Origin of the sequence: Rathayibacter sp. AY1A2 (genome assembly GCF_002930935.1) — a bacterium.
Classification (GTDB): domain Bacteria; phylum Actinomycetota; class Actinomycetes; order Actinomycetales; family Microbacteriaceae; genus Rathayibacter.
Genome location: NZ_PSTP01000003.1, coordinates 66,243 through 87,108 on the forward strand (window position 1 = coordinate 66,243; position 20,866 = coordinate 87,108).

Consider the following 20,866-nt stretch of genomic DNA (forward strand, 5'->3'; position numbering starts at 1 on the left):
AGGACGGGGTCAGTCGAGGTAGTCGATGTCGTCCCACGGCTGGTGGACGTCACCGGTGTCGCGGTCGTCGTCCGGCACCTCGAGCTCCTCGAAGATCACCGGAACACCCGTCGAGATCAGGACGCTGACCTGGCGGTTGCCCACGATCACGAAGTCGACGAGGCCTCCTCCGGCCTGCGTCGCCTCGGTCGCCGACCGCTTCAGCTCGGCGACGTCGGTCCCCTGGGACAGCCCGTAGGTCTTGCCCTCGATGGTGACGGTGGTGCGGATCATGTGGCGCTGCTGCTCCTCGGCTCGATGGGTTCAGCGTACGAATCGCGACAGAGCGCTGCCAGGCCTTGCGGTGGAGGCCCGCGGCTGCCACGGGTGAAGGGGCCGGCTGAGGCGAGCGGCGTCCGGAGCCGAGGCGGGAAGCAGCGTGACGGGCCGCTCGGGCGGATCCGCCGCTCCTGACCTCGGTTCCGGACACCGGGCGGCGGAGTCAACCGGGCGCGCTCCACGGAGCTCCCGCCGTAGCGTGGAACCTGTCCGCACGTTCCGCATCCGGCGACAAGGAGGATCCGATGACCGAGAAGAACACTCCCGAGGACCCGCAGACCACCGACCCCGAGCACGTCGACCCCGAGACGGCCACCGACCCCGAGGGCGACCCGGTCGAGAACCCGTCGGGCTGACGCCCGCACCGGAACGGCCCGCGGCCACCGGGACACCGCTGAGAAGGCGGAGTCCCGGGGGTCGCGGGCCGTTCCCGTGTCCGGCGCCGCCATACTGACGGAGTGCAGGCCGAGGACGATGAGCGCAGGGATCTCGAGCGGATCCTGTCGGCCCGACCCCGCGACGACGGCGCCGACCGGGACGAGCGGCGCGAGGCGCTGCGACGGCTCGGCGAGCTGGAGGCGGAGGACGCTCCTCCCGGAGTGACGGGATCCGGCGCTCAGACCGGCGCCGCGCCGTCCGGAGCGCAGCCGGGCGCGGCGCATCCCGGGACGGCGACCGGCTCGCGTGCCCCCCTGCCGGCGACCGCACTCCCGCTGTCGGCGACCGCCGGCTCCGAGACTGCGGAGTCGCCCGCCGAGCACCCCGACCGGCCGGCCCCGCGGACGCCGCACCCCCGCCGCCGCCGCCTCGTGCTCGCCGCCGCGATCGTCGGCAGTGCCGCGGTCGGCGCGATCGTCCCCACTGCGCTCCTCCTCCCTCCGCCCGCGGACCCCGTCGCCCCGCCGACCGCCTCCGCGGATCCCGCCGACCGCTTCGCCGCGCTCGTCGAGGGCTGGGAGCCGACCACCGACGTCCCGCCGGGTCTCGCCCTGCTCGCCGGGGAGGCCGTCGTCTACGGCTCCGGGTTCGACACCGCCGAGAACGACCGCCTGCTGATCACCGAGCCGAACGGCACCACGGTGTGCCTCGCCGTGCAGCGCCCGGACGCGTCCTTCTTCGCCGGCTGCACCGGCTCGGAGGCGTTCTTCGCCGGGGAGCCCCTCCGGGTCAGCGGCACGACGCTCCGCAGCGGCGCCCCGGTGTACACGCAGATCCTGCTCCGCCCGGACGGGACGATCGAGGGCGGCTACCAGCTGGTGCCGGAGCCGCCGCAGCCCGAGGCGGAGGAGTCCGGAACGGTGGAGTCCGGGTCACCGGACCCCGCGACCAGCGAGCCCTGAACCGCCGGGCCCGCGACCAGCGAGCCGTGAGCCTGCGACCAGTGAGCCGCTAGGCGCGCGTCGCCTCCGCCGCGTCCGCGATCACCTCGGCCGCGGACGCCGTCCGCTCCCACACCGCGCGCTGCCGCTCGGCGCCCGTGCCCCGCGCCAGGACCCGCTCGACGCCGCACGCCGCGACCTCCTCGTCGCCCGACTCCGCCAGCGCCCGACCCGCGTGGTCGAGCAGGCGCGCCAGTACCGCGGGGGCGGGGGCCGGGCAGCCGTCGACCGGATCGATCAGGTCGCCGGTCGTGCCGTGGCGGCTCGCCAGCCACGAGGAGACGGCGATCACCGGAGTCGGCAGCGGCACGGGCGGGACCCCGGCGCCCGCGTCGCGCACGGCCGTCTCGGCGAGCGCCCGGATCAGGACGGCGATCAGCGCCGAGTCCTCCGCGTGCAGCGGGACGTCGGCGATGCGCACCTCGACGGTCGGGTGCGCGCGGGAGAGACGGGCGTCGAAGTAGAGCATGCCCTCGTCCAGCAGCACGCCGCAGGAGGTGAGGGAGGCGACGACGCTCCGGTACTGCTCGACGTCGCCCCAGATCCCGACCGGGCCGGCGGTGGGCCAGCGCCCCCACGACTGGTAGCGCCAGCTGGCGAAGCCGGTGTCGACGCCGGCGCTCAGCGGGGAGTTGGTGCTCAGGGCGAGGAGGGCGGGCAGCCAGCCGCGCAGCCGGTCGAGGACCGCGATCCCCTCCTCCGGCGACCCGATCCCGACATGGACGTGCAGGCCACAGGTGAACTGCTCGCGGGCGACGAGGCCGAAGCGCTCGGCCATCCGGTCGTAGCGCTCGTCGGCCGAGAGGTGCGGCTCGAACGCGGCGGGGCTGGTCGCGACCGCGACGGCGCGGGCGCCGACCTCGCGGGCGGAGTCGTCGGCCAGGCGGCGGCCCTCGCGCAGCCCGGCCAGCAACGCGTCGTGCGTGCGGGCGGGAGCGCCGACCGCCTCGATCTGCTCCGCCTTGAGCTCGGCGGCCAGGGCGACCGCCGCGGAGCCGCGGACGGAGCCGAGCAGCAGCGGCGCCGCGGGCGTCGGGAGGAACATGCCGGCGTCGACGAGGAGGTACTCCTCCTCCACCCCGAAGGTGCGGGCGCTCATCGGAGCGCCTTCCGCTCGAGTCCCCCGCCGCAGCCCACCCGGTCATCCCACCGTGCCGGGCGCCCGCCGGGCAACCGTCCTCGGCCGATGTTCAGCGTCGGGACGCCCGCGACGCCGGTCCGCGGGCGGGCTGTCAAGGCCGGGTGCAGCGGGGCGCGGAGCGGCAGGATCGGAGCACACCCAGAACCGGAGGTCCCCGTGCCCGACAGCACTCCCGAGCAGGCCGAGTACGACGTCGCCGTCATCGGCGCAGGACCCGCGGGGACGGCCGCCGCCCTCCGCGCCGCGGAGCTGGGAGCGCGCGTCGTCGTGCTCGAGGCCGCGCGCGTCGGCGGCACCTGCGTCAACACCGGCTGCGTGCCCACCCGCGTCCTCGCGAAGACGGCGCGGATGATGCGCGAGACCCGCTCCGCCGGCGACTACGGGATCGAGATCGGCACTCCCGTCCTCGACTGGGCCGCGACCGTGCGCCACGTGCACGAGCGCGTCGACCTGGTGCGCTCGATCAAGCGCGAGGCGCAGCGGTTCGAGGAGGCGGGGGTCGACCTGATCCACGAGGGCCGCGCCCGCTTCGTCGACGAGAGCACCCTCGTGCTCGACAGCGGGCGGCGGATCCGCGCGCGCTCGATCATGGTCTGCGTCGGCGGGCACTCGCGGCGGCTGCCGATCCCGGGCGCCGAGCTCGCGACCGTGCCGGAGGACGTGCTCGGGCTGACCGAGCTGCCGCGCCGCGTCGCCGTGATCGGCGGCGGCAACACGGGCGCCCAGCTCGTCACCGTCTTCAACGCCTTCGGCTCCGAGGTGACGCTCCTCGACGTCGCCCCGCGGATCCTGATGACCTCCGACTCCAGCATCTCCGAGCACGTCGGCGCCGCCTTCGAGCGCCAGGGCGTCCGCGTCCGCACAGGGATCGAGACGGTGTCGGGCATCGAGCGGCAGGACGACGGCTCGCTCGCGATCGCGTGGCGCGAGGGCGGCGAGGACCGCACGGCCGAGGTCGACGCGGTGATCATGGCCACCGGCTGGCCCGCCGACGTCGAGGACCTCGGACTCGAGAACGCGGGCATCGAGGTCGTCCGCTCGGCGATCCCCGCCGACCAGTACTTCCGCACCGTCGTGCCGCACATCTTCGCGGTCGGCGACGCGAACGGGCGCGACATGCTCGTCCAGGCGGCGCAGTTCGAGGCGGAGGCCGCCGCCGAGAACGCGGTGCTCGGCGCGAACCGGCGCACGCCCCAGTTCCTCCTGCCCGCGGGCGGATTCACGGACCCTGACTACGCGGGCGTCGGCTTCACGCAGGAGCAGGCCCGCGAGCGCGACCCGCAGTGCGTCGTCGCCTCGGTGCCGTTCTCCAATTTGGACCGCGCCGTCATCGACGACCGCGAGAACGGGTTCCTCACGCTGATCGCCGACCGGCGCCGCGAGCTGCTGCTCGGCGCGCACGCGGTCGGCGAGAACGCGATCGAGGTCGTGCAGTCGGTGACCACGGCGATGGCGGCCGGAGTCGACCTCGCGACCCTCGCGAACGTCCGCTTCGCCTACCCCACCTACAGCGCGGTGATCGGGATGGCGGCGCGCGCCCTGCTGGCCGAGCCGGCGCGCCCGACCGAGCTGGACTGACGCGCTACCCGATCCTCGGAGGCGGCGCCAGCCCCGAACCGGCGGCCCGCCGCCTCCGAACCACTGGAGACGGGCACTCCGCCCGCCCCGCCGAGAGGAACCCCTGTGCCGATCCCCGCTGTCGACTACAACCACGTCCGACTCACCGTCCGCGACATCGCCGTCTCGCGCCCCTTCTACGACTCCGTCTTCGGCTTCGACGTCGCCTTCGAGGCGCCGCCGGCCGACGCGTCGCCGGAGGAGAAGGAGCAGCTGGCGTTCGTGTTCGGCGGGGTGATCTACCAGTTCCCGGGCGGACTGCTCGGCCTGCGCCCCGTCGCGGCCGGCGACGACCGCTTCGACGAGGACCGGGTCGGGCTCGACCACGTCAGCTTCACCGTCCCCGACCTCGACGCGCTGAAGGCCGCCGCGGCCGTGCTCGACGACCTCGGCATCGCCCACGAGCCGATCAAGGACGCCGGCGGCATGAGCCTCCTCGAGTTCCGCGACCCCGACAACATCGCGCTCGAGATCACGTCCCCGAGCTGATCGGAGCAGCGCGCGTATCGAGATCTCCACGCACGAACGGGCAGGTCTCGATACGCCGCTTCGGGCTACTCGACCAGCAGAAGTCCCCGACATGCTGATCGAGTAGCGCGCACCGCGCGCGTCTCGACATCCCCGCGCACGCCCGGAGAAGCGGACTACGGACGCCGTCGACGGTACGGGGTCGTCGTCGACACCCGGACGAGGCCCGCGCGCTCCAGGATGGGCCGCGAGTACTCGGTCGAGTCGCTGTGCACGAGGGTCTTCCCGAGTGCCTGTGCGGAGGCGGCGCGGGCGGCCGTGACCAGGCCGTAGAGCCCGCGTCCGCGGTACTCCGGCAGCGTCGCTCCGCCCCAGATGCCGGCGAAGGCGGTGCCCGGGACGGGCTCGAGCCGGCCGCCGGACGCCATCCGCCCGTCGACCTCGGCGACCCACAGCTCCATGCCGTCGCCGCGCGCCAGGCGGGCGACGAGCGAATCGGCGATCGACACGTCGATCTCCTCCTCGAAGGCGGCGTCGATCATGGCGCTGAACGCGCGGACGTCCGGCTCGTCGACGACCCGCCGCAGCACGACCCCCTCCGGGACCGGCCGGTCCGAGAGCAGCGCCTCGACCGGGCCGATCATGATCGACTCGGCCGCGTCCGGCGCGAAGCCGTTCGCGACGAGGGCGTCGTGCAGGCCGGGGGCCTCGTCGTGGCCGCGGGTCTTCCACTCGACGCGGGTGATGCCGGGATCGGCGTCGAAGTGCGCGCAGGCCGCGGCGACCAGGCGGGCGATCTCCGCGGAGGAGGCGCCGGCGAGGTCGCGGTAGGTGACGAAGCCGCGTCCGCCGGCGAAGGTCACCAGACGCAGAGGCCCCTCGTGCGTCACGGAGACGGCGCTCGGGGTCTCGGCGTCGGAGCGGAGCTGGTCGTCGTAGGCGCGGAGGTAGTCGGAGCTCATCGCCCCGACGCTACCCCCGGACCCGGGCGATCAGGTCCTGGATGAAGGGGATGACGTCCTTCGCCTGGTCGACGCTGGCGAATCCGGTCGCGACGAGCGGCCAGGTCGAGCCGATGAGCGTCGCGATGACGGCGGCCACTGCGGCGACCCAGGCGAGGGCCGCGTTGCGGGAGAGGAACGCGACGGCGAGGCAGGCCAGGCCGACCGCGTAGCTGAGGACGATCGAGAGGACGATCGCGCCGACCGGCACGTCGAGCGCCCCGGCCGTGGTGCCGTCGGCCGCGCCGATCAGCCCGAGGACGGGCAGCAGCACGGCGACGACGACCACGAACGAGAGCACGACGCCCGTGCCGAGCGCGATCCAGGCCGCACGCGGCTTGCGTCGCGCGCCGTACGAGCGGGTGCGCACGGGACTACTCCCGACCGGCGGTGGACGACGCGCGGTCGTCCTCGGAGCGGTGGGCGTCGGCGTCGTCGGACGCGGCGTCGCGATCGGCCGCGGCCTCGTCGCGCTCGACGTGCTCGGACTCCTCCGCAGGAGCGACCTCGACGGTCGCGGTGCGGGGGTCGCCGTCGTCGTCCACCGGCTCGACCTGGACGCGGACCACGAACTCCGCGGTCTCGACGACGGCCGGAGCCGCGTGCGTCTCGACGCGGGGGTCGTCCTCGTCGCGCTCGGCGGCGCGCTCGTCGACGGCCGTCTTCTGGGCGGCTGCGCGCTCGTCGGCCGCGCGGTCCATCGCGTCCGCGGCGTCGTCGGCGGCATCCGCCAGGCGTCCGCGGGCGGAGTCGACGGCACCGGAGACGGCGTCGCGGGCGTTCCCGGCAGCCTCCTTGGCGGAGTCGCGGGCGTCGGACGCGGCGCGCTTGGCGGTGTCGACGAGCGGCTCCTCGTCCTCCTCCGGCTTCTCGATCGGGTCGAACGGGCCGTGGACGTCGGTCGCCTCGACGTTGACGACGACGTGGCCGCCGGCGACCGGCTCCGCCACGCGCTGCACCTGATCGCGCACGGCGTCCAGGACCTCGCGGACGGGGTGGGGGTACTCGACGACGAGGTCGATGTCGACGGTGGTGACGCCGTCGGCCTTCGAGACCGTGACTCCGGGGACGGTGCTGGTGCCCAGCACGCGGCGGGAGGCGCGATCGAGGCCGCGGGCGACGGCTCCGCCGAGGTGGTGGACGCCGGACACGCGCTGGGCGCTCTCGCCGGCGGCGGTCGCGACCCGGCTCTCGGTCGACTCGGGCTCGGACGGCTTCCCGTCGCGGCGGGCGGACTCGCGCCGGCTCTGCTGGTTCGGGGTCGGCTGCTCATCGGTGCGGATGCGCTCGACGGTGCCGGGCTCCATCGGATCGGACATGGGGTGCTCCTTCAGAAAGACTTCCATCCCGCCTGAGCGGGGCTCTCCGGCCCTCCCGATCGGGAGGGCCGGACGGTGGCGCCGGCGGCTACTGCACGCGGGCGGTGCCGCTCATCTTCGTCCGCAGACCGCTGACGATCTGGATGACGACGGGCGTCTCCTCGCCGAGGAGGGCGTCCCACTGGCGGACGGCCTGGTCGACCGTCTGCCGGGTGCGGGCGGGCGAGGCGCCGCGGCGGGTGTGCGCGGTGACGCGCAGCACCTTCTGGTGCTTGATCTCGAACGCGGTCACGTCGACCGCGACGATGGACGGCTCCTGCGACAGGGCCTCCTCGAGGACCTGCTCGGCGACCTTCGCGTCGATGGTGACGGAGCCGCCTGTGGGCGTCCCCGCTCCCTCTCCGGAGCCGACGCGCAGCAGCGTGGCGGTTCGACCGCGGCCCTGGCGCACGATGAAGCGCACCAGCAGCAGGATGAGGACGAGCGCGACGACCGCGATGGCCCAGAGGATCCACGGGGTGCCGCCCGAGAGGGCCTGGCTCGTGGGGTCGGCCGCGTCCTGCGCGGCGGTGGACACGTTCTCCTGGACCTGCGGGAGCAGCGACCCCACCGCGACGGCGCCGCCGGCGAGGAGGAGGACGAGGCCCACGACGAACAGGAGCAGCCGGTTGAGGAATCGGTTCGTGGTGGTCATCAGCGGACCGTTCCCTTCTCGGACAGGCGCACCTTGGAGCGCAGGCGCGGGGTGCAGTCGAACGTGGCGAGCTCGGCGTCGACGGCCTCGCGGATCGGCGTGACGTCGATGCTGCGGCCGGAGGTGCGGGAGACCGTCACGTCGACGACGCGGGATCCGACCGACACCGACACGTTGTCCGGGTCGACGTCACCGGCGTAGCCGGCGGTGCGGGCGACGGCCCGCGCGATGACGCGGTCGTCGACGATGGCCGCGGTGCGGTCGGTGCTGACGGCGCGACGGCCGCGACGGCCGGGCTTGAGCGACACGACGATCAGGACGAGCCCGATCAGCGCGAGCACGGCGCCGGCGGCGGCGGTCAGCGCGATGGGCGCCGCGGCCGCGTTGAGCAGCGAGGACGCTCCGTCCTGCGGGGCCACGAGCAGCGCGGGCTGGCCGAAGACGGCGAGGACCGCCTCCGTGCCCAGCCACGCGAACAGGAGGATGAGCAGGACGGCGAGGCCGATCGCCGATCCGGAGCGGGACGAGTGCGTCTCGCGCCGCACCAGGCGCGGATAGAGCGCCCGGCCGGCAGTGGTGGGAGTCGTCACGACACCCTCCTTCGTTCTCGGAGGTCGGCACCGGTGATCCGGAGGTCGACACGGCCAATCGTGGAGCCCGTCAGTTCGAGGCAGCGCGAGCGGATGGTCGTCTGCGCCCGGCTGAGTCGGTCCAGCAGCGTCCCGGAGGAGCGGCGGCCCGTCTCGCCCAGGGGCGTGACGTGGATGGGGGCGTGCGCGACGACGTGGAGGCGTCCTCCCTCGTCGTCGAGCTCGACGGACACGTCGGACGAGTTCACGTCCAGCGCCTCCGCGGTGACGGCCGACACGACTCGGCGCACGGCGCGCGAGCTGATCGTCGTGCGGCCGTGGCTGGCCTCGTCGGCCATCACCGCCGCGGTCACGAGGACCGCCGCCCGCGGAGGGTGTCGCCGAGGGAGCGCAGGTCGAGCTTGCCCTCGACGACCCGCCCGACGCCGTAGCCGATCGCCGTGGCGAGCGCGACCCAGAGGAGCGCCCAGAAGCCGAAGACGAGGGCGGTCAGCGCGAGGACCGCGCCGAGGACCAGGCCGATGTGGGACGGAGTCACTTGACGCGGCTCTCGGTCTCGTCGTCCTTGTCGTCCGAGGGGATGAAGACGTCGGAGATGGTGACGTTCACCTCGGCGACCTCCATGCCGACGACCGAGGAGATGGCCTCGGAGACGGCGGAGCGGATGCTGTCGGCGAGCTTCTGCAGCGCGACGGGGTACTCGGCGACGACGGTGATGTCGGCGGCGACCTGCTTCTCGCCGACCTCGACGGAGATGCCCTGGCCGCGGTCCTGCGCGTTGATCGCGTTGCGGATGGCGCCGATGGCGCGGGCGGCGCCGTTGCCCAGGTCGTGCACGCCGGGGACCTCGCGGGCCGCGATGCCGGCGACCTTCTCGACGACGCCGTCGGCGATCGTGTTCTTGCCGGCCGAGGTGGCGGTGCCGTGCTTGGCCGAGGAGGCGTTGGCGAGGCTGGTGGGGGTGACGTTGGTCATGATCTTCTCCAGATGGTCAGAGGTCGTGGCCGGGGCCGCGGTGCTCACGATCCGTGGCACATGATGAAGACGTGGCCCGGGGCCCGGACGTCCCGGTGGCTCAGCCAAGGTGCAGGGAACGTCGAGCGGAGATGCGTTTCGCGGCCACCGGCGTCCACAGGCCTCGGCGGCGCACTCGCTGAGCGGCCAGCGGAGTGCACAGCCGCGTCAGGCCGCGGTCGCCGTCCCCGCCGGGAGCCGGCGGTCGCGCCGACGGGTGAGGGCGCGGCGCCAGGCGGGGCTCCACCGCTCCTCGGCGACCGCGTTGACGCCCCACGACAGCAGGAGGACGACGACGAAGGCGACGAGTCCGGCTCCGTCGCGGCCGATCAGCGGCCAGAGCGCGCTGACGATCGCGCTGCCCACGACCAGATGGAGGATGTAGAGCGAGTAGCTGATCCGCCCGAGCCAGAGCAGCGGCGCCCATCTCAGCACGGCGGTCCGGCGCCGCATCGCGACGACCGCGACGGCCGCGCAGACGCCGAGGACGACCGCTCCGTCCGGCCCGCCGTGGAGGAGCTGGGCGTTCAGGGCCGCGATCAGAGCCGCCGGCACGGCGAGGAGCTCGAAGCGCCCCTGGCGTCGCGAGAGGAACAGCAGCATCCCGACGCAGAAGAGCGGTCCGTACTCGGCCAGCGTCAGGTTCGCCAGGACCCGGACGGCGACCGGCGCCGAGACGACGTCGACGCCTCCCGAGGCGAGGTGAGCGGCGACGGAGGCGGTCACGGCGACGCCGAGCCAGACGACCACCAGCACGCGGACCAGCCGATCCGTGAACCGGCACTTCGTGAGGACGAGCACGAGCAGCACCAGCAGGTAGAACTGCATCTCGACGGCCAGCGTCCAGAACGCGCCGTTCACGTTGGGCACCAGCAGCAGCCGCTGCACCATCGTGAAGTTGAGCAGCAGCTCCAGCGGCGTGAGGTCGGTGCCGGGGACGCGGGCGAGAGCGCCGACGACGATCGAGACGACCACCGCGATCCAGTAGGCCGGGTAGAGGCGGCTGACGCGGGAGATCGCGAAGTCCGACGGCCGCCGCGCGCGGTCCGCGGACATCAGGATCACGAAACCGCTGATGACGAAGAAGAGCTGGACGCCGAACTCGCCGAACGGGAGCGCGACGGATCCCGGCGGTGCATCCGGATGATCGAGCGAGAACGCGGTGGTGAAGTGGTAGACGACCACGCCGAGGGCGGCGAGGCCGCGCAGACCGTCGAGCTCGACGAAGCGTGACGCCACGGCTCCCCCGCTCCGGAGCCCCCGCCCCTCGCTCGAGTGTTCCAGAGCGCTCCGGTCGCCCGCGCGTCGGCCGTCCGTCGTTCCGCGCCGCGCCCGGCACCCGCCTCGACCCGCATCCCGGCGGCGGAGGCGCGGGGAGGGCGGCGCTACGCTCTCGGGATGGATGCGGAGCGCGCGGGCGAGGGCATGCCGAGCTGACCGAGCGGTTCGTCGCGGATGCGATCGCGTCGGCCTCGCGCATGACCGAGCGCGGGCTCCTCCCCGCGGAGGAGCAGCGCGTCAGGCCGAGTGCAGGTGGCGGTCGAGCGTCATCCAGTTCTCCCGGCTGAGGCGGGCGGCGCCGTCCGTGTCGCCCGCACGGAGGGACTCCACGATCGCGCGGTGCTGCTCCACGGATCCGCGGGCCGCGAGGGAGGCGAAGCGCTGGCGCTCGGCACGGCGGATGAGCGGAGTGGCCTGCTCGAGCACGTCCTCGATCATCCCGTTGCCGCTGAGCCCGGTGAGCACCGCGTGGAACGCGTCGTCGGAGCGCAGCGCCAACTCGACGTCGCCGTCTGCCAGCGCCCGCGCGAAGTCGTCGTTCGCCGACTCCATCGCGGCGAGCGCCTCCGCAGTGACGGCCGGGCCGGCGAGGCGCGTGGCGAGCTCGTGCATGGCGGCGGCGATCTGCTGGGCGTCGCTGATGCTCTCGGCCGTGGCGGGGGTCACGATCGTAGCCCGGCCGGGCTTGGCCGAGACGAGGCCGACGCGGGCCAGCCGGAGCAGCGCCTCCCGGATCGGCGTCCGGCTGACCCCGAGCCAGGCCTCGAGCTCCTGGTCGCGGAGGCGCTCCCCCGGCTCGAACGTCCCATCGACGATCGCGTCGCGCAGGGCGCGGTAGACGTCGTCGCGGAGGAGGGACCGGGGGGTGACGGCGGTCGTCTTCGGGATGGGCATACGGCGACGATAGCACCGCGCGATATATTGCATACGCCACTCGACCGCCGCCACCGGCTTCACTCCACCGACACCGCGCCCGCTCCGCTCACCGCGAGCCGGGTGTCGAGCGGGAGCGGCTCCCACCGGTCGCCCGAGCAGAAGTCGGCGCGGTCCCGGTCCAGTCCGCTCGTCGTCACGACCTCGCCGCCGTCGAGCACGACCAGCGTCTGCATCCCCTCGTCCTCGGACCGGTCGGGCCCGGACCAGGAGATCCCGGTCCGCTCCTCGACCGACTCCGGCGACTCGTAGGGGCAGACGACGAGGAAGTCAGAGCCGTCGACGCCGTCCACCTCCGCGAGGGCGAACGATCCGCCCGCCGCGGCCTCGGCGGCGTCCTCGACGGCGGGGCCGGGATCCGCCGCGCCCGCGCAGCCGACGAGCAGCAGCGCCGACGAGAGGACGACCGCGGCAGCCCGGGTCCGGCGGCCGGAGGCGGCCCCTCGGCCCGCCGGCCCCGTCACCGCGTCGCCCGCACCGCGTCGAGGATCAGCTGCGCGACCGCGTCCGGCTCCGAGACCGTCACGGCGTGCGACGCGTCGATCTCGACCGCGGTGGAGCGGGCGCGCTCGGCCATGAACCGCTGCGACTCGGCGTGGACGGCGAGGTCCTGACGCGTGATCAGGGTCCAGGAGGGGATGCTCCTCCACCCGGCGGCCGTGGCCGAGTCCTCGAGCGCGGCGGCCGCGATCGGCCGCTGGGTCGCGGCCATCAGAGCGGCGGTGGGCTCGTCGACGTCGGCCGCGAAGACCTCGCGGAACCGGTCCTGCTGGATGTAGAGGTCGTCGCCGGAGAACCCGCCGGACGCGAAGGGGACCGGGGTCAGGGCGGGGCCGAGCTCGCCGCCCGGGAACTTCCCGGCCAGCTCCCCGGTGCTCTCGCCCGGCTCCAGGAGGAAGCTGGCGACGTAGACGAGCGCCCGCACGTTCGCCGCGCCCTCCGCCGCCTCGCTCGCGACGGAGCCCCCATAGGAGTGGCCGGCGACGACGACAGGTCCGTCGATCCCGTCGAGGACGCTGCGGAGGTACTCGGCGTCGGGGGCGAGCCCGCGGAGGGGGTTGGCGACCGCGAGGACGGGCAGGCCCTCGGCGAGGAGCCGGGTGGCGACTCCGTTCCAGCTGGACGACTCGGCGAACGCGCCGTGGACGAGGACGACCGTGGGCCGATCGCCCTCAGGGGTGAACGCGGACGTGGACATGGCTGCTCCTTCGGGATGAGGTGGTCGGACAACTGCATGCAATATATTGCATGCAGGTAGAAGAAGGCGAGAGGGTGGCGGGAAATTCCCGAGGCGGATGAACGAAGTGGTCCGGTCGCCTGGTCGGGGCCTCGCGCCCTCCCGGCGAGCCAAGCGGTCGGCTCCCGTCGTCATCGACCTGCGCACGCGCGCCGACGTCGCCCGGAGTGAGACGCTCTCGACGGAGTGGATGCCTCCTGCCGGGCCGTTCCTGCGTGGAGGCGCGCGGACACGATGCCCCCACCGGCACCGGAGAAGCCTCGCGCTCCTCGATGAGCGAGAGGACATAAGCTCTCACACGTGGCAGCCGGCGCAGTGATGTACAACTTCGCGATACAGCTGGCTGATGTGGACCGCGGTGTCTACGAGGACATCACGTTGCGGGCCGCTCGGCACCCCTCCGAGACCGACGCGTACATGATGACGCGCGTGCTCGCGTACTGCCTCGAATACGTGGAGGGGATCACGTTCAGCGAGGGGATCTCGTCGACGGCAACCGAGCCGGCGGTGCTGGTCCGCGATCTCACCGGCAGGCTGACCACGTGGATCGAGGTGGGCGCGCCGGACGCCGAGCGACTGCACTTCGGGAGCAGACTGGCCGACCGCACGACGGTCTACACGCATCGCAACCCGGAGAAGGTGATCGCGGCGTGGTCCGGCAAGCGCGTCCACCAGCTCGAGCAGATCACCGTGCAGAGCTTCGACCAGGGGTTCCTGGATGCCGTGGTCGCGGTACTGGAGCGCCGCAACACGCTGACCGTGTCGGTCGTCGAGGGGCAGCTGTATCTCGAGTTCAACGGCGTGACGTCGAGCAGCGACATCCACGTGCATCAGCCGGGCTGAGCCGGCGCCGAGTGTCGCGAGGTCCGTGTCCGGAAGACCGGTCGGAGGACACGATGAAGCATCCTCCGAGACGGCCCCTCGGGACGCACCCGGAGACGACGAGGGCCGGCACTGCCGTGAGACGGTCCAGGCCCTCGGGCACGCTGGGGCTGCGCGTCAGCGGCGCAGCGTGTGGCTCGGCTTCTCGTCGAAGCGCACCTGGTACGCGCTCGCGAAGCGGCCGAGGTTGCCGAAGCCCCACTCGCGGGCGACCGCGGCGACGGTGGTCGAGCAGGGGTCGCCGGCGACCAGGTCGGAGTGGGCGCGGTCCAGGCGCACGTCGCGCAGGTAGACCGACGGCGACACCCCGAGGTGCCGCTTCGTCGCCTGCTGCAGTGTGCGGGTGTGCAGACCGGCCGCGCGGGCGGCGTCGGCCGGGGTGATCGGCTCGTGGGCGTGGTGCTGGAGGAAGTCGAGCGCCACCCGGGTGCGGGAGGCGGACGGGCGCCGCAGCACGGCCGGCACGTCCCACGCGCGCCACGGGAACAGCAGGAGCAGCACCCGGGCGAGGTCGAGCTCGGCGGTGAAGCGCACGAGCGGAGTGATCGCGGCCGTCGCGAGCGCGGTGCTCGCCTCCGTCACCGCGGCGCGCCAGCGGGCGAGGACGCCGGGGTCGGCGTCCGCCCCGTGGTCGAAGGAGACGGGCTGGCGGGGGCCGGCGTGCGTCTCGGTCGCGACGTCCTCGAGGAACCCGGGGGCGAAGTGGATGAGGTTCTGCCGGTGCGGCTCGAACTCGAGCCCGAACTGGCGCTCCGCGGGGAACAGGAACGGGGCCGAGAGCGCGCCGGTCCGGGTGAACGGCGGCAGGTTCAGGCGTCCGCCACCGGCGCGGAACCAGCCGACGACGTACTCCTTCAGGTGGGGGACCTGGCCGGTGAGGGCGCCGGAGCAGTCGGAGGTGCGCAGGGTCACCCGGTCGCTGCCGCGGACGGCGTAGCGGTAGGAGAAGCCGCGCTGCAACGGAGCGACGCGGAACTCGCCTCCGCCGTACGCCTCGGAGTAGACGGCGGACGCGGCGGACGGATCGTCGCCGGAGGCTTCGTAGCGCCGGTCGGCCCGCTCGTCGCCCGCGAACGGGCTGCCGAGGGTGAAGGTCGACTCGCTCATGACGTCCGCCCGGGGCGGCGGCGGAGGGAGCAGTGCATGGGGGACTTCTTCCGGGTTCGGGGTCCGTGCGCTCGGGGGGACGCACGAGGGGTACGGAATCAAGACGTGTCGAGGAGCCGGAATGTCACGAATCCCGTCTCGAGGCGTCCCCCATCGGCGGCACTCGCAATCCGGCCAGCGGATTCGGCGGCCCGTTGTCAAGGCTGGTAGTCATGCCGGACGGCGCCCCACACTGAGGGCATCGGCGCGCGCGGGACACCGCGCGCGGGACCGCGGAGGAGGCGCTCATCGACGACGACCCCCTCCTGAACGCGTCCGACGCGACCCTCGCCGCGCGCGCCGTCGACGGCGACGTGCAGGCGTTCGAGCAGCTCGCCCGCCGCCACGGTGCGCTCATGCGCGTCTACGCCGCGAAGCTCCTCGGCTCCGAGGCGGAGTCCGAGGACGTGGTGCAGGAGGCGTTCCTCACCGGCTGGCGGCGTCTGGCCGATCTCGACAGCCCGGCGCACATCCGCAACTGGCTGATGCGCATCGTCACCCACAAGGCGATCGACCGGATCCGCGTCCGCCGCCGCCACGACGACATCGACGACTGGGACCCGCCCGCGCCGCCCGAGCACTCCCCCGAGCGCATCGTCGAAGCACGACTCCAGCTGGACGCGGTCTGGGAAGCGCTGGACCGATTGCCTGCTGATCAGCGACGCTGTTGGCTACTCCGCGAGACCGCCGGCTACAGCTACCAGGAGATCGCCGACGCTCTCGAACTCCCCGTCTCGACGGTCCGCGGCCTCCTCGCCCGGGCCCGTCGATTCCTGCTCCACGAATTGGAGGCATGGCGATGACCGACGACGCCGCCGTGCCCGAGGACGACCTCGACGGCCACACGCTCGAGGAGCTGGGCGAGTACCTCGACCGCGGCCGCGAGCCGCGCGACCCCTCGATCGAGAACTCCGCCGCGTGCCGGCTCGCTCTCGCGAACCTCACCCGCCTCACCGAGCTCTCGGCGCGGGCGCTGCGGCAGGAGGCCGACCGCGAGCCCGACCGCGACGAGGTCTGGATCGCCGGCCTGCTCGACGCGATCCGCTCCGAGGTGCGCTCCGGCCGCGACATCCCCGTCCGCCACCCCGACCCGACCCTCCGCCTGGCGCTCACCGAGGCGGCCGTGCGCGGGATGATCCGCCGCGCCGGCGACACGATGGGCGGCGTCATCATGGGCCGCTGCACCCTCGACGGCGACGTCTCGGCTCCCGGCGCCGTGGTCCGGATCGACGTGACCTGCGCCCTCGAGTTCGGCCTGCCGGTCGCCGTGGCCGCCGACCGCCTGCGCGAGCGCATCCGCTACGCCCTGGAGCGCCACACCGAGCTGACCGTCGGCGCGATCGACGTGACGGTCGACGACGTGTACCCCCACCGGGAGGAGCGGGAATGACCGACGACACCGAGCTCTCGCAGCGGCTGACCGCCGAGATCCGCGACACCGAGGGCGTCGCGGGGGTCTACCCCGCCCAGCCGATCGTCGAGGCCGCGGCCGACGCGCTCGCCGTGAAGCTGGACCTGCGGCAGCCCGACGTGCTGGTCGACATCGACCGGTCGGAGGGGTTCACCACGGTGAGCGCGCACATCTCCGCGTCCGCCGCACTGCCGGCCCCCGAGACGCTCCGCCTGGTGGGCGAGCGGATGCACGCGCTGCTCGCCGCCGACCCGTCGGTCACGGGGCCGCTCGCCGTCAACGTGAAGGTGCGCCTCATCGAGGACTCGGGGCGCGCCGAGCACTGAGTGGGGCCGCCGCCGCCCCCCTCCCGCGAGAGGCCACCCGAGTACCTCGCGCGGCGTGCCGCGTACCGAGGTGGCGTCTCGCGGAAGGGATCAGGGGCAGCCCGTCCGGGTCAGCAGGAGACGAGGCGGTCGAAGCGGGACGCGACGCCCGAGCTGTCGCTGAACTTGCGGTTGATGACGCTCATCTTGTTGCAGCCGCTGTCCGGGCCGTTCTTCCAGATGACCTTGACGTTGCTCGCCTGGTCGCAGTGCCACCACACCGTGACCTGCGCGCGACCCAGGGAGTCGCGCTGCGAGCGGACCTCGTAGCAGTTGCCCGGGCCGCCGTTCCGGTAGACGAGCTGCCCGGCGGAGGCGGGGGTCGCGACGGCGACGGCCCCTCCGAGGGCGAGGGCGATCGCGGCGAGCGTGGCCGTGAGACGACGATGCATGGTGTTCTCCTTCGAACGGGCGATCGGAGGCGACGGCGGCCGCCCCTCTGCCAGCACCCTGGACCCGGCCCGGCCGAGCCCGGTCGTGAGCTTTCGTGCCGGAGATCACCCCGCCTGGAGGGTGGGGGGAGAGCGAGTACTCCTCACTAGCGTCGAGGCGCGTGCAGCTGCGCGCCCCTTCGACGCAGAGGACTCGCCATGCCTTCACGACTCCTCGACCGGCCGCGACTCGCCCTCGCCCTCGCGGCCCTGTGCCTCGGAGTGCTGGCGGCGACACCCCCGCAGGCGGTCGCCGCCCTCGCACCGGCGTCCACGACTCCGACCGCCTCGTCCGCCGGCCAGGCCGTCACGGCGGCACCCGCCGACGCCCCGGGCTGGACCACGCTCCTGCGCGACGACTTCACCGGGCCGGCGGGCGCGCCGGTCGGGAGCCAGTGGGAGCACGAGGTCGGCACCTGGGGCACCGGGGCGGTCGACCGGACGACCGCGTCGACGGCGAACGTCTTCCTCACGGGCGGCGGCGCTCTGGGCATCCGCGCCCTCCGCGACTCCGCCGGAGCATGGACCTCCGGGCGGATCGTCACCGCCGACAAGTCGTTCTCGGCGCCGGCGGGCGGCCGACTGCTGATGACCGCCTCGATCCAGCTGCCGGACGTCGCGCAGGCCACCGGCTACTGGCCCGCCTTCTGGGCTCTCGGGCGGGACGCGAACGCCGTCATCGACTGGCCCGCGACCGGCGAGTTCGACATGCTCGAGGCCGTCAACGGCACCGCCCAGGTGATCCAGACGCTGCACTGCGGAGTACCGGACGGCGGCCCCTGCGACGAGCCCGCCGGCCGGACGAGCGGGATGCTGGACTGCGCGTCCTGCGTGACCGGGTTCCACCGCTACTCCGCCCTGCTCGACCGGACCGTGCCCGGCGACGAGCGCGTGGAGTTCCTCGTCGACGGCGTCACCCGGCACGTGGTGCGGGAGTCGGAGGTGGGGACGGCCGCGTGGCAGGCCGCGGTCCCGAACGACGTGCTGCTGATCCTGAACCTCGCCATCGGGGGCGGGCTGCCGAACGGGGTGTGCGGATGCGACAGCGCGGCCGCTCCGAAGAGCTCCGGCGGGACGATGCTCGTCGACCACGTCGCGGTCTACCGGTCCGACGCGGCGCCGGCTCCGGTCGTCGTCGGGACCGCCGCGGTGGGCGCGACCCTGTCCTCCTCCGCCGGCCGGACGGGACCGCTCGTGCACCGCTGGGCGGCGGGAGGCGTCGACATCGCGGGAGTGACGGGTCCGGATCTCGTGGTCCCCTCCTCCGCGGTCGGCAAGCGGGTGACCGTGACGGTGAGCGCCGCCGACGGCTCCGGCCCGACGACCTCGCAGCCGACCGCACCGGTCGCCGCCGGCACCCTCGGCGCCGCGACGCCGACCGTCACGGGCACGGCCCGGGTCGGAGCGGTGCTCACGGCAGCCCCGGGTCCGTGGACGCCGACTCCCGTCAACCTCACCTACCGGTGGAAGGCGGACGGCGCGGCCATCGCGGGAGCGACGTCGCCGCGGTTCACGCTCACGAAGGCTCAGGCGGGGAAGCGGATCACGCTGACCGTCACCGGGACGAAGACCGGCTACTCGACCGCGAGCCGGACCTCCGCGGCGACGGCGGTCGTGGGACGGTGACGGGCGCGGGCTGTCCCCCGCCCGCCACCGTGTCTCAGACCTCGCGCTTGCGGCGAGGAGCGATGCGCAGGACGGCGGTCCCCGCAGCGATGAGGGCGAAGGCCGCGAGTGCCAGCCAGACCGAGTCGAACCCGGTCATGGCGAGCGTTCCGGCACCGACTCCGGCTCCGGCGGCTGTTCCGATGTGGTTGTACATGTCTCTCTCTCTGTTTCACCAGTCGCGCCGACGGCGTGTCAGCGCATCCAGGTAGGCCTTGGTGTGGACGACCTGCAGGAACAGGTCGACGACGAGCTCGTACATCGACGCGGCGGCGAGCATGTACCGCCAGCCGCGGTCGCGGACCGTCACGATCCGCTCGACGACGAAGATCGCGGTGACGGCCAGCCAGAACGGCTGGAGGCTCAGCTCGCCCCAGCCGACGGCGTAGACGATCGTGGCCAGGTAGACGTAGGTGATGATGCAGCCGAGCATCGTGAGCAGCTGGCGCCCCCAGTAGGGAGCCGTGACCCGCGTGAAGCCGTACTGCACGCAGTTCTCGACCGCTCCGCGCTTCCAGCGCAGGCGCTGACGCCAGAGGTCTCCCCAGGTCGGCATGACCTCGGTGACGAGGGTGCAGCCGGCGGGGCTCAGCACGTCGTAGCCGAGGTGGCGGATCGCGAACGTGAGCTCGTTGTCCTCGGTGAGGACGGTGGTGTCGTAGATGCCGCCGATGCCGTCTCCGGAGGGGAGGGAGCCGGCCAGGCGGGCCGCGCTGATGCGGCGCATCACGGCGACCTGGAGCACGGCCGCGGTGCCCGTGACGACGAGGCACTTCCCGTTCAGCCGGCGCACGTCGCGGGCGTAGCGCGCGTACTCGTTGCGCTGGAGGTGGCCGACGAAGCCGCCGCCCTCGCCGCCGCGGAACACTCCTCCGACCGCGCCGATGCCGCCGTGCAGCCTGCCGCGGGCGATCTCGAGGAACCCGGGGTCGAGCGCGGAGTCGGCGTCCTGCACGAGCACCAGGTCGTCGTCCTGCAGCCCCGGGAGGACCTCGGCGAGGAACTGGTTGAGGCCGCCCGCCTTCTTGTGGCTGTTCCCGACGGTGACGAACACCTCGGCGCCGTGCGCGAGAGCGATCTCGACCGTGGCGTCGGTGCAGTTGTCGGCGATGACGACGATCCGGTCCGGCGGCCAGGTCTGCCGGCGCAGGCCCTCGATCGCCGCGGCGATCCCGGCCTCCTCGTTGTGGGCGGGGAGGGCGGCGACCAGGTCGCCGATGCGCGACGAGGCGCGGCGGCCGCTGCGGGGGCGCGTGCCGGCGATCGGGGTGGATGCCGGAGGGAGTCGGTCGGCGTCGACGGAGGGGAGCGCGGTGCGCTCGAGGACCGCGGCGGGGGCCGGCGGACGCTCGAGCAGCGCGGTCGGGGCGGCCGGGCGCTCCAGGAGCGCGGTCGCGGCGGACGAACGCTCGACCACGGCGGTCGGCGCGGCCGGACGCTCATTCATCGCGGCCCGACGCTCCAGCACCGCGGTCGCGGCGGCCGGTCGCTCGACCACTGCGGGCGGGGCGGCCGGACGCTCCAGCACCGCGGTCGGGGCGGCGGGGACCGTCACCGCTCCGGCAGGCGTCGCGGACGCGAGGCGGCGCGGAGCGGAGACCCGCTCGCGCCCGGAGCGGGCGGCACGGCGTCCCGAGAGCGGGCGCGAGGCCGTCTCGTCGTGCGCCTCCCAGGTCGCCCGGCGACGGGGAGCCGCCGGCTCGTCCGCGCCGTGGCCGGGCTGTGTGCTCATGACTGTTCCTCTCCGCGGCCGGGGGCCGATGTGCGCTGATGAGCGCCCGCGCGGAACGGAGGTCGTCGCCGGGGTGGGCGCGACCCGAGTGAGGAACGGCGTCCGACGGGGGGATCGGAGCAGGGCCTGACAGAGGACAGCATCGGGGGGTGCTGCGATCAACCTAGGGGCACGGAGATGATGGAAGCAAGTGAATTTTGTCACCCTAAAGGGGCCATGCAAGGTCCTTGCGGCTCCGTCGT

The 20,866-nt window shown here is 73.7% G+C and carries 26 protein-coding genes; 8 read left to right on the forward strand and 18 right to left on the reverse strand.

What is annotated here, in order from left to right; translation table 11 throughout:
* Positions 1–9: 9 nt before the first annotated feature.
* Positions 10–273 (reverse strand): hypothetical protein, encoded by a 264-nt coding sequence (locus C5B93_RS04300; protein WP_104224053.1) that lies wholly within the window; start codon positions 271–273, stop codon positions 10–12.
* A gap of 503 nt (positions 274–776) precedes the next feature.
* Here C5B93_RS04300 and C5B93_RS04305 point away from each other — a divergent pair.
* Positions 777–1,658, forward strand: a complete 882-nt coding sequence (locus C5B93_RS04305; protein ID WP_104250489.1) for a hypothetical protein — start codon at positions 777–779, stop codon at positions 1,656–1,658.
* Positions 1,659–1,707: 49 nt separating this feature from the next.
* On the opposite strand, the gene C5B93_RS04310 is transcribed toward C5B93_RS04305, so the two are convergent.
* Complete coding sequence (locus C5B93_RS04310) at positions 1,708–2,796, reverse strand: glutamate--cysteine ligase (protein WP_104291881.1); 1,089 nt, start codon at positions 2,794–2,796, stop codon at positions 1,708–1,710.
* 198 nt (positions 2,797–2,994) lie between these two features.
* Between C5B93_RS04310 and C5B93_RS04315 the strand changes: the two genes are divergently transcribed.
* Positions 2,995–4,416: an NAD(P)/FAD-dependent oxidoreductase gene (locus tag C5B93_RS04315; protein ID WP_258068126.1), complete on the forward strand. Its 1,422-nt coding sequence runs from the start codon at positions 2,995–2,997 to the stop codon at positions 4,414–4,416.
* A 105-nt stretch (positions 4,417–4,521) separates the two neighbouring features.
* Positions 4,522–4,944 carry a VOC family protein gene (locus C5B93_RS04320; protein ID WP_104291883.1) on the forward strand — a complete coding sequence of 141 codons (423 nt, stop codon included), beginning with the start codon at positions 4,522–4,524 and terminating at the stop codon, positions 4,942–4,944.
* A gap of 155 nt (positions 4,945–5,099) precedes the next feature.
* Here C5B93_RS04320 and C5B93_RS04325 read toward each other — a convergent pair whose 3' ends face one another.
* The 12 genes from C5B93_RS04325 to C5B93_RS04380 all read right to left on the reverse strand — a co-directional run bounded on the left by C5B93_RS04325 (position 5,100) and on the right by C5B93_RS04380 (position 12,953).
* Entirely contained in the window at positions 5,100–5,885 is a 786-nt protein-coding gene (locus C5B93_RS04325; protein WP_104291884.1) for a GNAT family N-acetyltransferase, read from the reverse strand.
* Between the two features lie 10 nt (positions 5,886–5,895).
* The gene (locus C5B93_RS04330) at positions 5,896–6,294 is read right to left on the reverse strand and encodes a hypothetical protein (protein WP_104291885.1); all 399 of its coding nucleotides are present in this window, start codon (positions 6,292–6,294) and stop codon (positions 5,896–5,898) included.
* Positions 6,295–6,298: 4 nt separating this feature from the next.
* A complete protein-coding gene (locus C5B93_RS04335) occupies positions 6,299–7,243 on the reverse strand; it encodes an Asp23/Gls24 family envelope stress response protein (RefSeq protein ID WP_181068325.1) in 945 nt (314 codons plus the stop codon).
* An 88-nt stretch (positions 7,244–7,331) separates the two neighbouring features.
* On the reverse strand, positions 7,332–7,937 hold the full coding sequence (locus tag C5B93_RS04340) for a hypothetical protein (protein WP_104291887.1): 606 nt from the start codon (positions 7,935–7,937) through the stop codon (positions 7,332–7,334).
* Entirely contained in the window at positions 7,937–8,527 is a 591-nt protein-coding gene (locus C5B93_RS04345) for a DUF6286 domain-containing protein (protein WP_104291888.1), read from the reverse strand. Before C5B93_RS04345 ends, C5B93_RS04340 begins: the two co-directional genes overlap by 1 nt.
* Positions 8,524–8,880, reverse strand: a complete 357-nt coding sequence (locus C5B93_RS04350) for a hypothetical protein (protein WP_244230558.1) — start codon at positions 8,878–8,880, stop codon at positions 8,524–8,526. The genes C5B93_RS04345 and C5B93_RS04350 overlap by 4 nt, the downstream gene beginning before the upstream one ends.
* Positions 8,877–9,065, reverse strand: coding sequence for a DUF2273 domain-containing protein (locus C5B93_RS04355; RefSeq protein WP_104291889.1), 189 nt, complete (start codon positions 9,063–9,065; stop codon positions 8,877–8,879). The genes C5B93_RS04350 and C5B93_RS04355 overlap by 4 nt, the downstream gene beginning before the upstream one ends.
* Positions 9,062–9,502, reverse strand: a complete 441-nt coding sequence (locus C5B93_RS04360; protein WP_104223989.1) for an Asp23/Gls24 family envelope stress response protein — start codon at positions 9,500–9,502, stop codon at positions 9,062–9,064. The genes C5B93_RS04355 and C5B93_RS04360 overlap by 4 nt, the downstream gene beginning before the upstream one ends.
* A 207-nt stretch (positions 9,503–9,709) precedes the next feature.
* Entirely contained in the window at positions 9,710–10,780 is a 1,071-nt protein-coding gene (locus tag C5B93_RS04365; protein ID WP_181068326.1) for an acyltransferase, read from the reverse strand.
* 279 nt (positions 10,781–11,059) lie between these two features.
* Complete coding sequence (locus C5B93_RS04370) at positions 11,060–11,716, reverse strand: GntR family transcriptional regulator (protein ID WP_104291891.1); 657 nt, start codon at positions 11,714–11,716, stop codon at positions 11,060–11,062.
* Between the two features lie 59 nt (positions 11,717–11,775).
* The gene (locus C5B93_RS04375; RefSeq protein ID WP_104291892.1) at positions 11,776–12,219 is read right to left on the reverse strand and encodes a hypothetical protein; all 444 of its coding nucleotides are present in this window, start codon (positions 12,217–12,219) and stop codon (positions 11,776–11,778) included.
* Positions 12,216–12,953 carry an alpha/beta fold hydrolase gene (locus tag C5B93_RS04380; protein WP_104291893.1) on the reverse strand — a complete coding sequence of 246 codons (738 nt, stop codon included), beginning with the start codon at positions 12,951–12,953 and terminating at the stop codon, positions 12,216–12,218. Before C5B93_RS04380 ends, C5B93_RS04375 begins: the two co-directional genes overlap by 4 nt.
* 339 nt (positions 12,954–13,292) lie before the next feature.
* On the opposite strand from C5B93_RS04380, the gene C5B93_RS04385 reads away from it, so the two are divergent.
* Positions 13,293–13,835, forward strand: a complete 543-nt coding sequence (locus C5B93_RS04385) for a YaeQ family protein (RefSeq protein WP_104291894.1) — start codon at positions 13,293–13,295, stop codon at positions 13,833–13,835.
* A 156-nt stretch (positions 13,836–13,991) separates the two neighbouring features.
* Here the strand turns inward: C5B93_RS04385 and C5B93_RS04390 are convergent, their stop codons facing one another.
* Positions 13,992–14,981 (reverse strand): helix-turn-helix transcriptional regulator, encoded by a 990-nt coding sequence (locus C5B93_RS04390; RefSeq protein ID WP_104291895.1) that lies wholly within the window; start codon positions 14,979–14,981, stop codon positions 13,992–13,994.
* 353 nt (positions 14,982–15,334) lie between these two features.
* On the opposite strand from C5B93_RS04390, the gene C5B93_RS04395 reads away from it, so the two are divergent.
* From C5B93_RS04395 to C5B93_RS04405, 3 genes are read left to right on the forward strand one after another with little or no spacing between them, the layout of a single operon-like run.
* Positions 15,335–15,823, forward strand: coding sequence for an RNA polymerase sigma factor (locus C5B93_RS04395; RefSeq protein WP_244248147.1), 489 nt, complete (start codon positions 15,335–15,337; stop codon positions 15,821–15,823).
* Complete coding sequence (locus C5B93_RS04400) at positions 15,820–16,410, forward strand: Asp23/Gls24 family envelope stress response protein (protein WP_146076902.1); 591 nt, start codon at positions 15,820–15,822, stop codon at positions 16,408–16,410. The genes C5B93_RS04395 and C5B93_RS04400 overlap by 4 nt, the downstream gene beginning before the upstream one ends.
* A complete protein-coding gene (locus tag C5B93_RS04405; protein ID WP_104291896.1) occupies positions 16,407–16,757 on the forward strand; it encodes a hypothetical protein in 351 nt (116 codons plus the stop codon). The genes C5B93_RS04400 and C5B93_RS04405 overlap by 4 nt, the downstream gene beginning before the upstream one ends.
* A gap of 110 nt (positions 16,758–16,867) precedes the next feature.
* Here the strand turns inward: C5B93_RS04405 and C5B93_RS04410 are convergent, their stop codons facing one another.
* Positions 16,868–17,188 (reverse strand): hypothetical protein, encoded by a 321-nt coding sequence (locus C5B93_RS04410; protein ID WP_104260536.1) that lies wholly within the window; start codon positions 17,186–17,188, stop codon positions 16,868–16,870.
* A 198-nt stretch (positions 17,189–17,386) separates the two neighbouring features.
* On the opposite strand from C5B93_RS04410, the gene C5B93_RS04415 reads away from it, so the two are divergent.
* Positions 17,387–18,853, forward strand: a complete 1,467-nt coding sequence (locus C5B93_RS04415; RefSeq protein ID WP_104232935.1) for a family 16 glycosylhydrolase — start codon at positions 17,387–17,389, stop codon at positions 18,851–18,853.
* 34 nt (positions 18,854–18,887) lie between these two features.
* On the opposite strand, the gene C5B93_RS17160 is transcribed toward C5B93_RS04415, so the two are convergent.
* Complete coding sequence (locus tag C5B93_RS17160) at positions 18,888–19,049, reverse strand: hypothetical protein (protein ID WP_167305255.1); 162 nt, start codon at positions 19,047–19,049, stop codon at positions 18,888–18,890.
* A gap of 15 nt (positions 19,050–19,064) precedes the next feature.
* Positions 19,065–20,624 carry a glycosyltransferase gene (locus tag C5B93_RS04420; RefSeq protein ID WP_258065397.1) on the reverse strand — a complete coding sequence of 520 codons (1,560 nt, stop codon included), beginning with the start codon at positions 20,622–20,624 and terminating at the stop codon, positions 19,065–19,067.
* Positions 20,625–20,866: the final 242 nt, after the last annotated feature.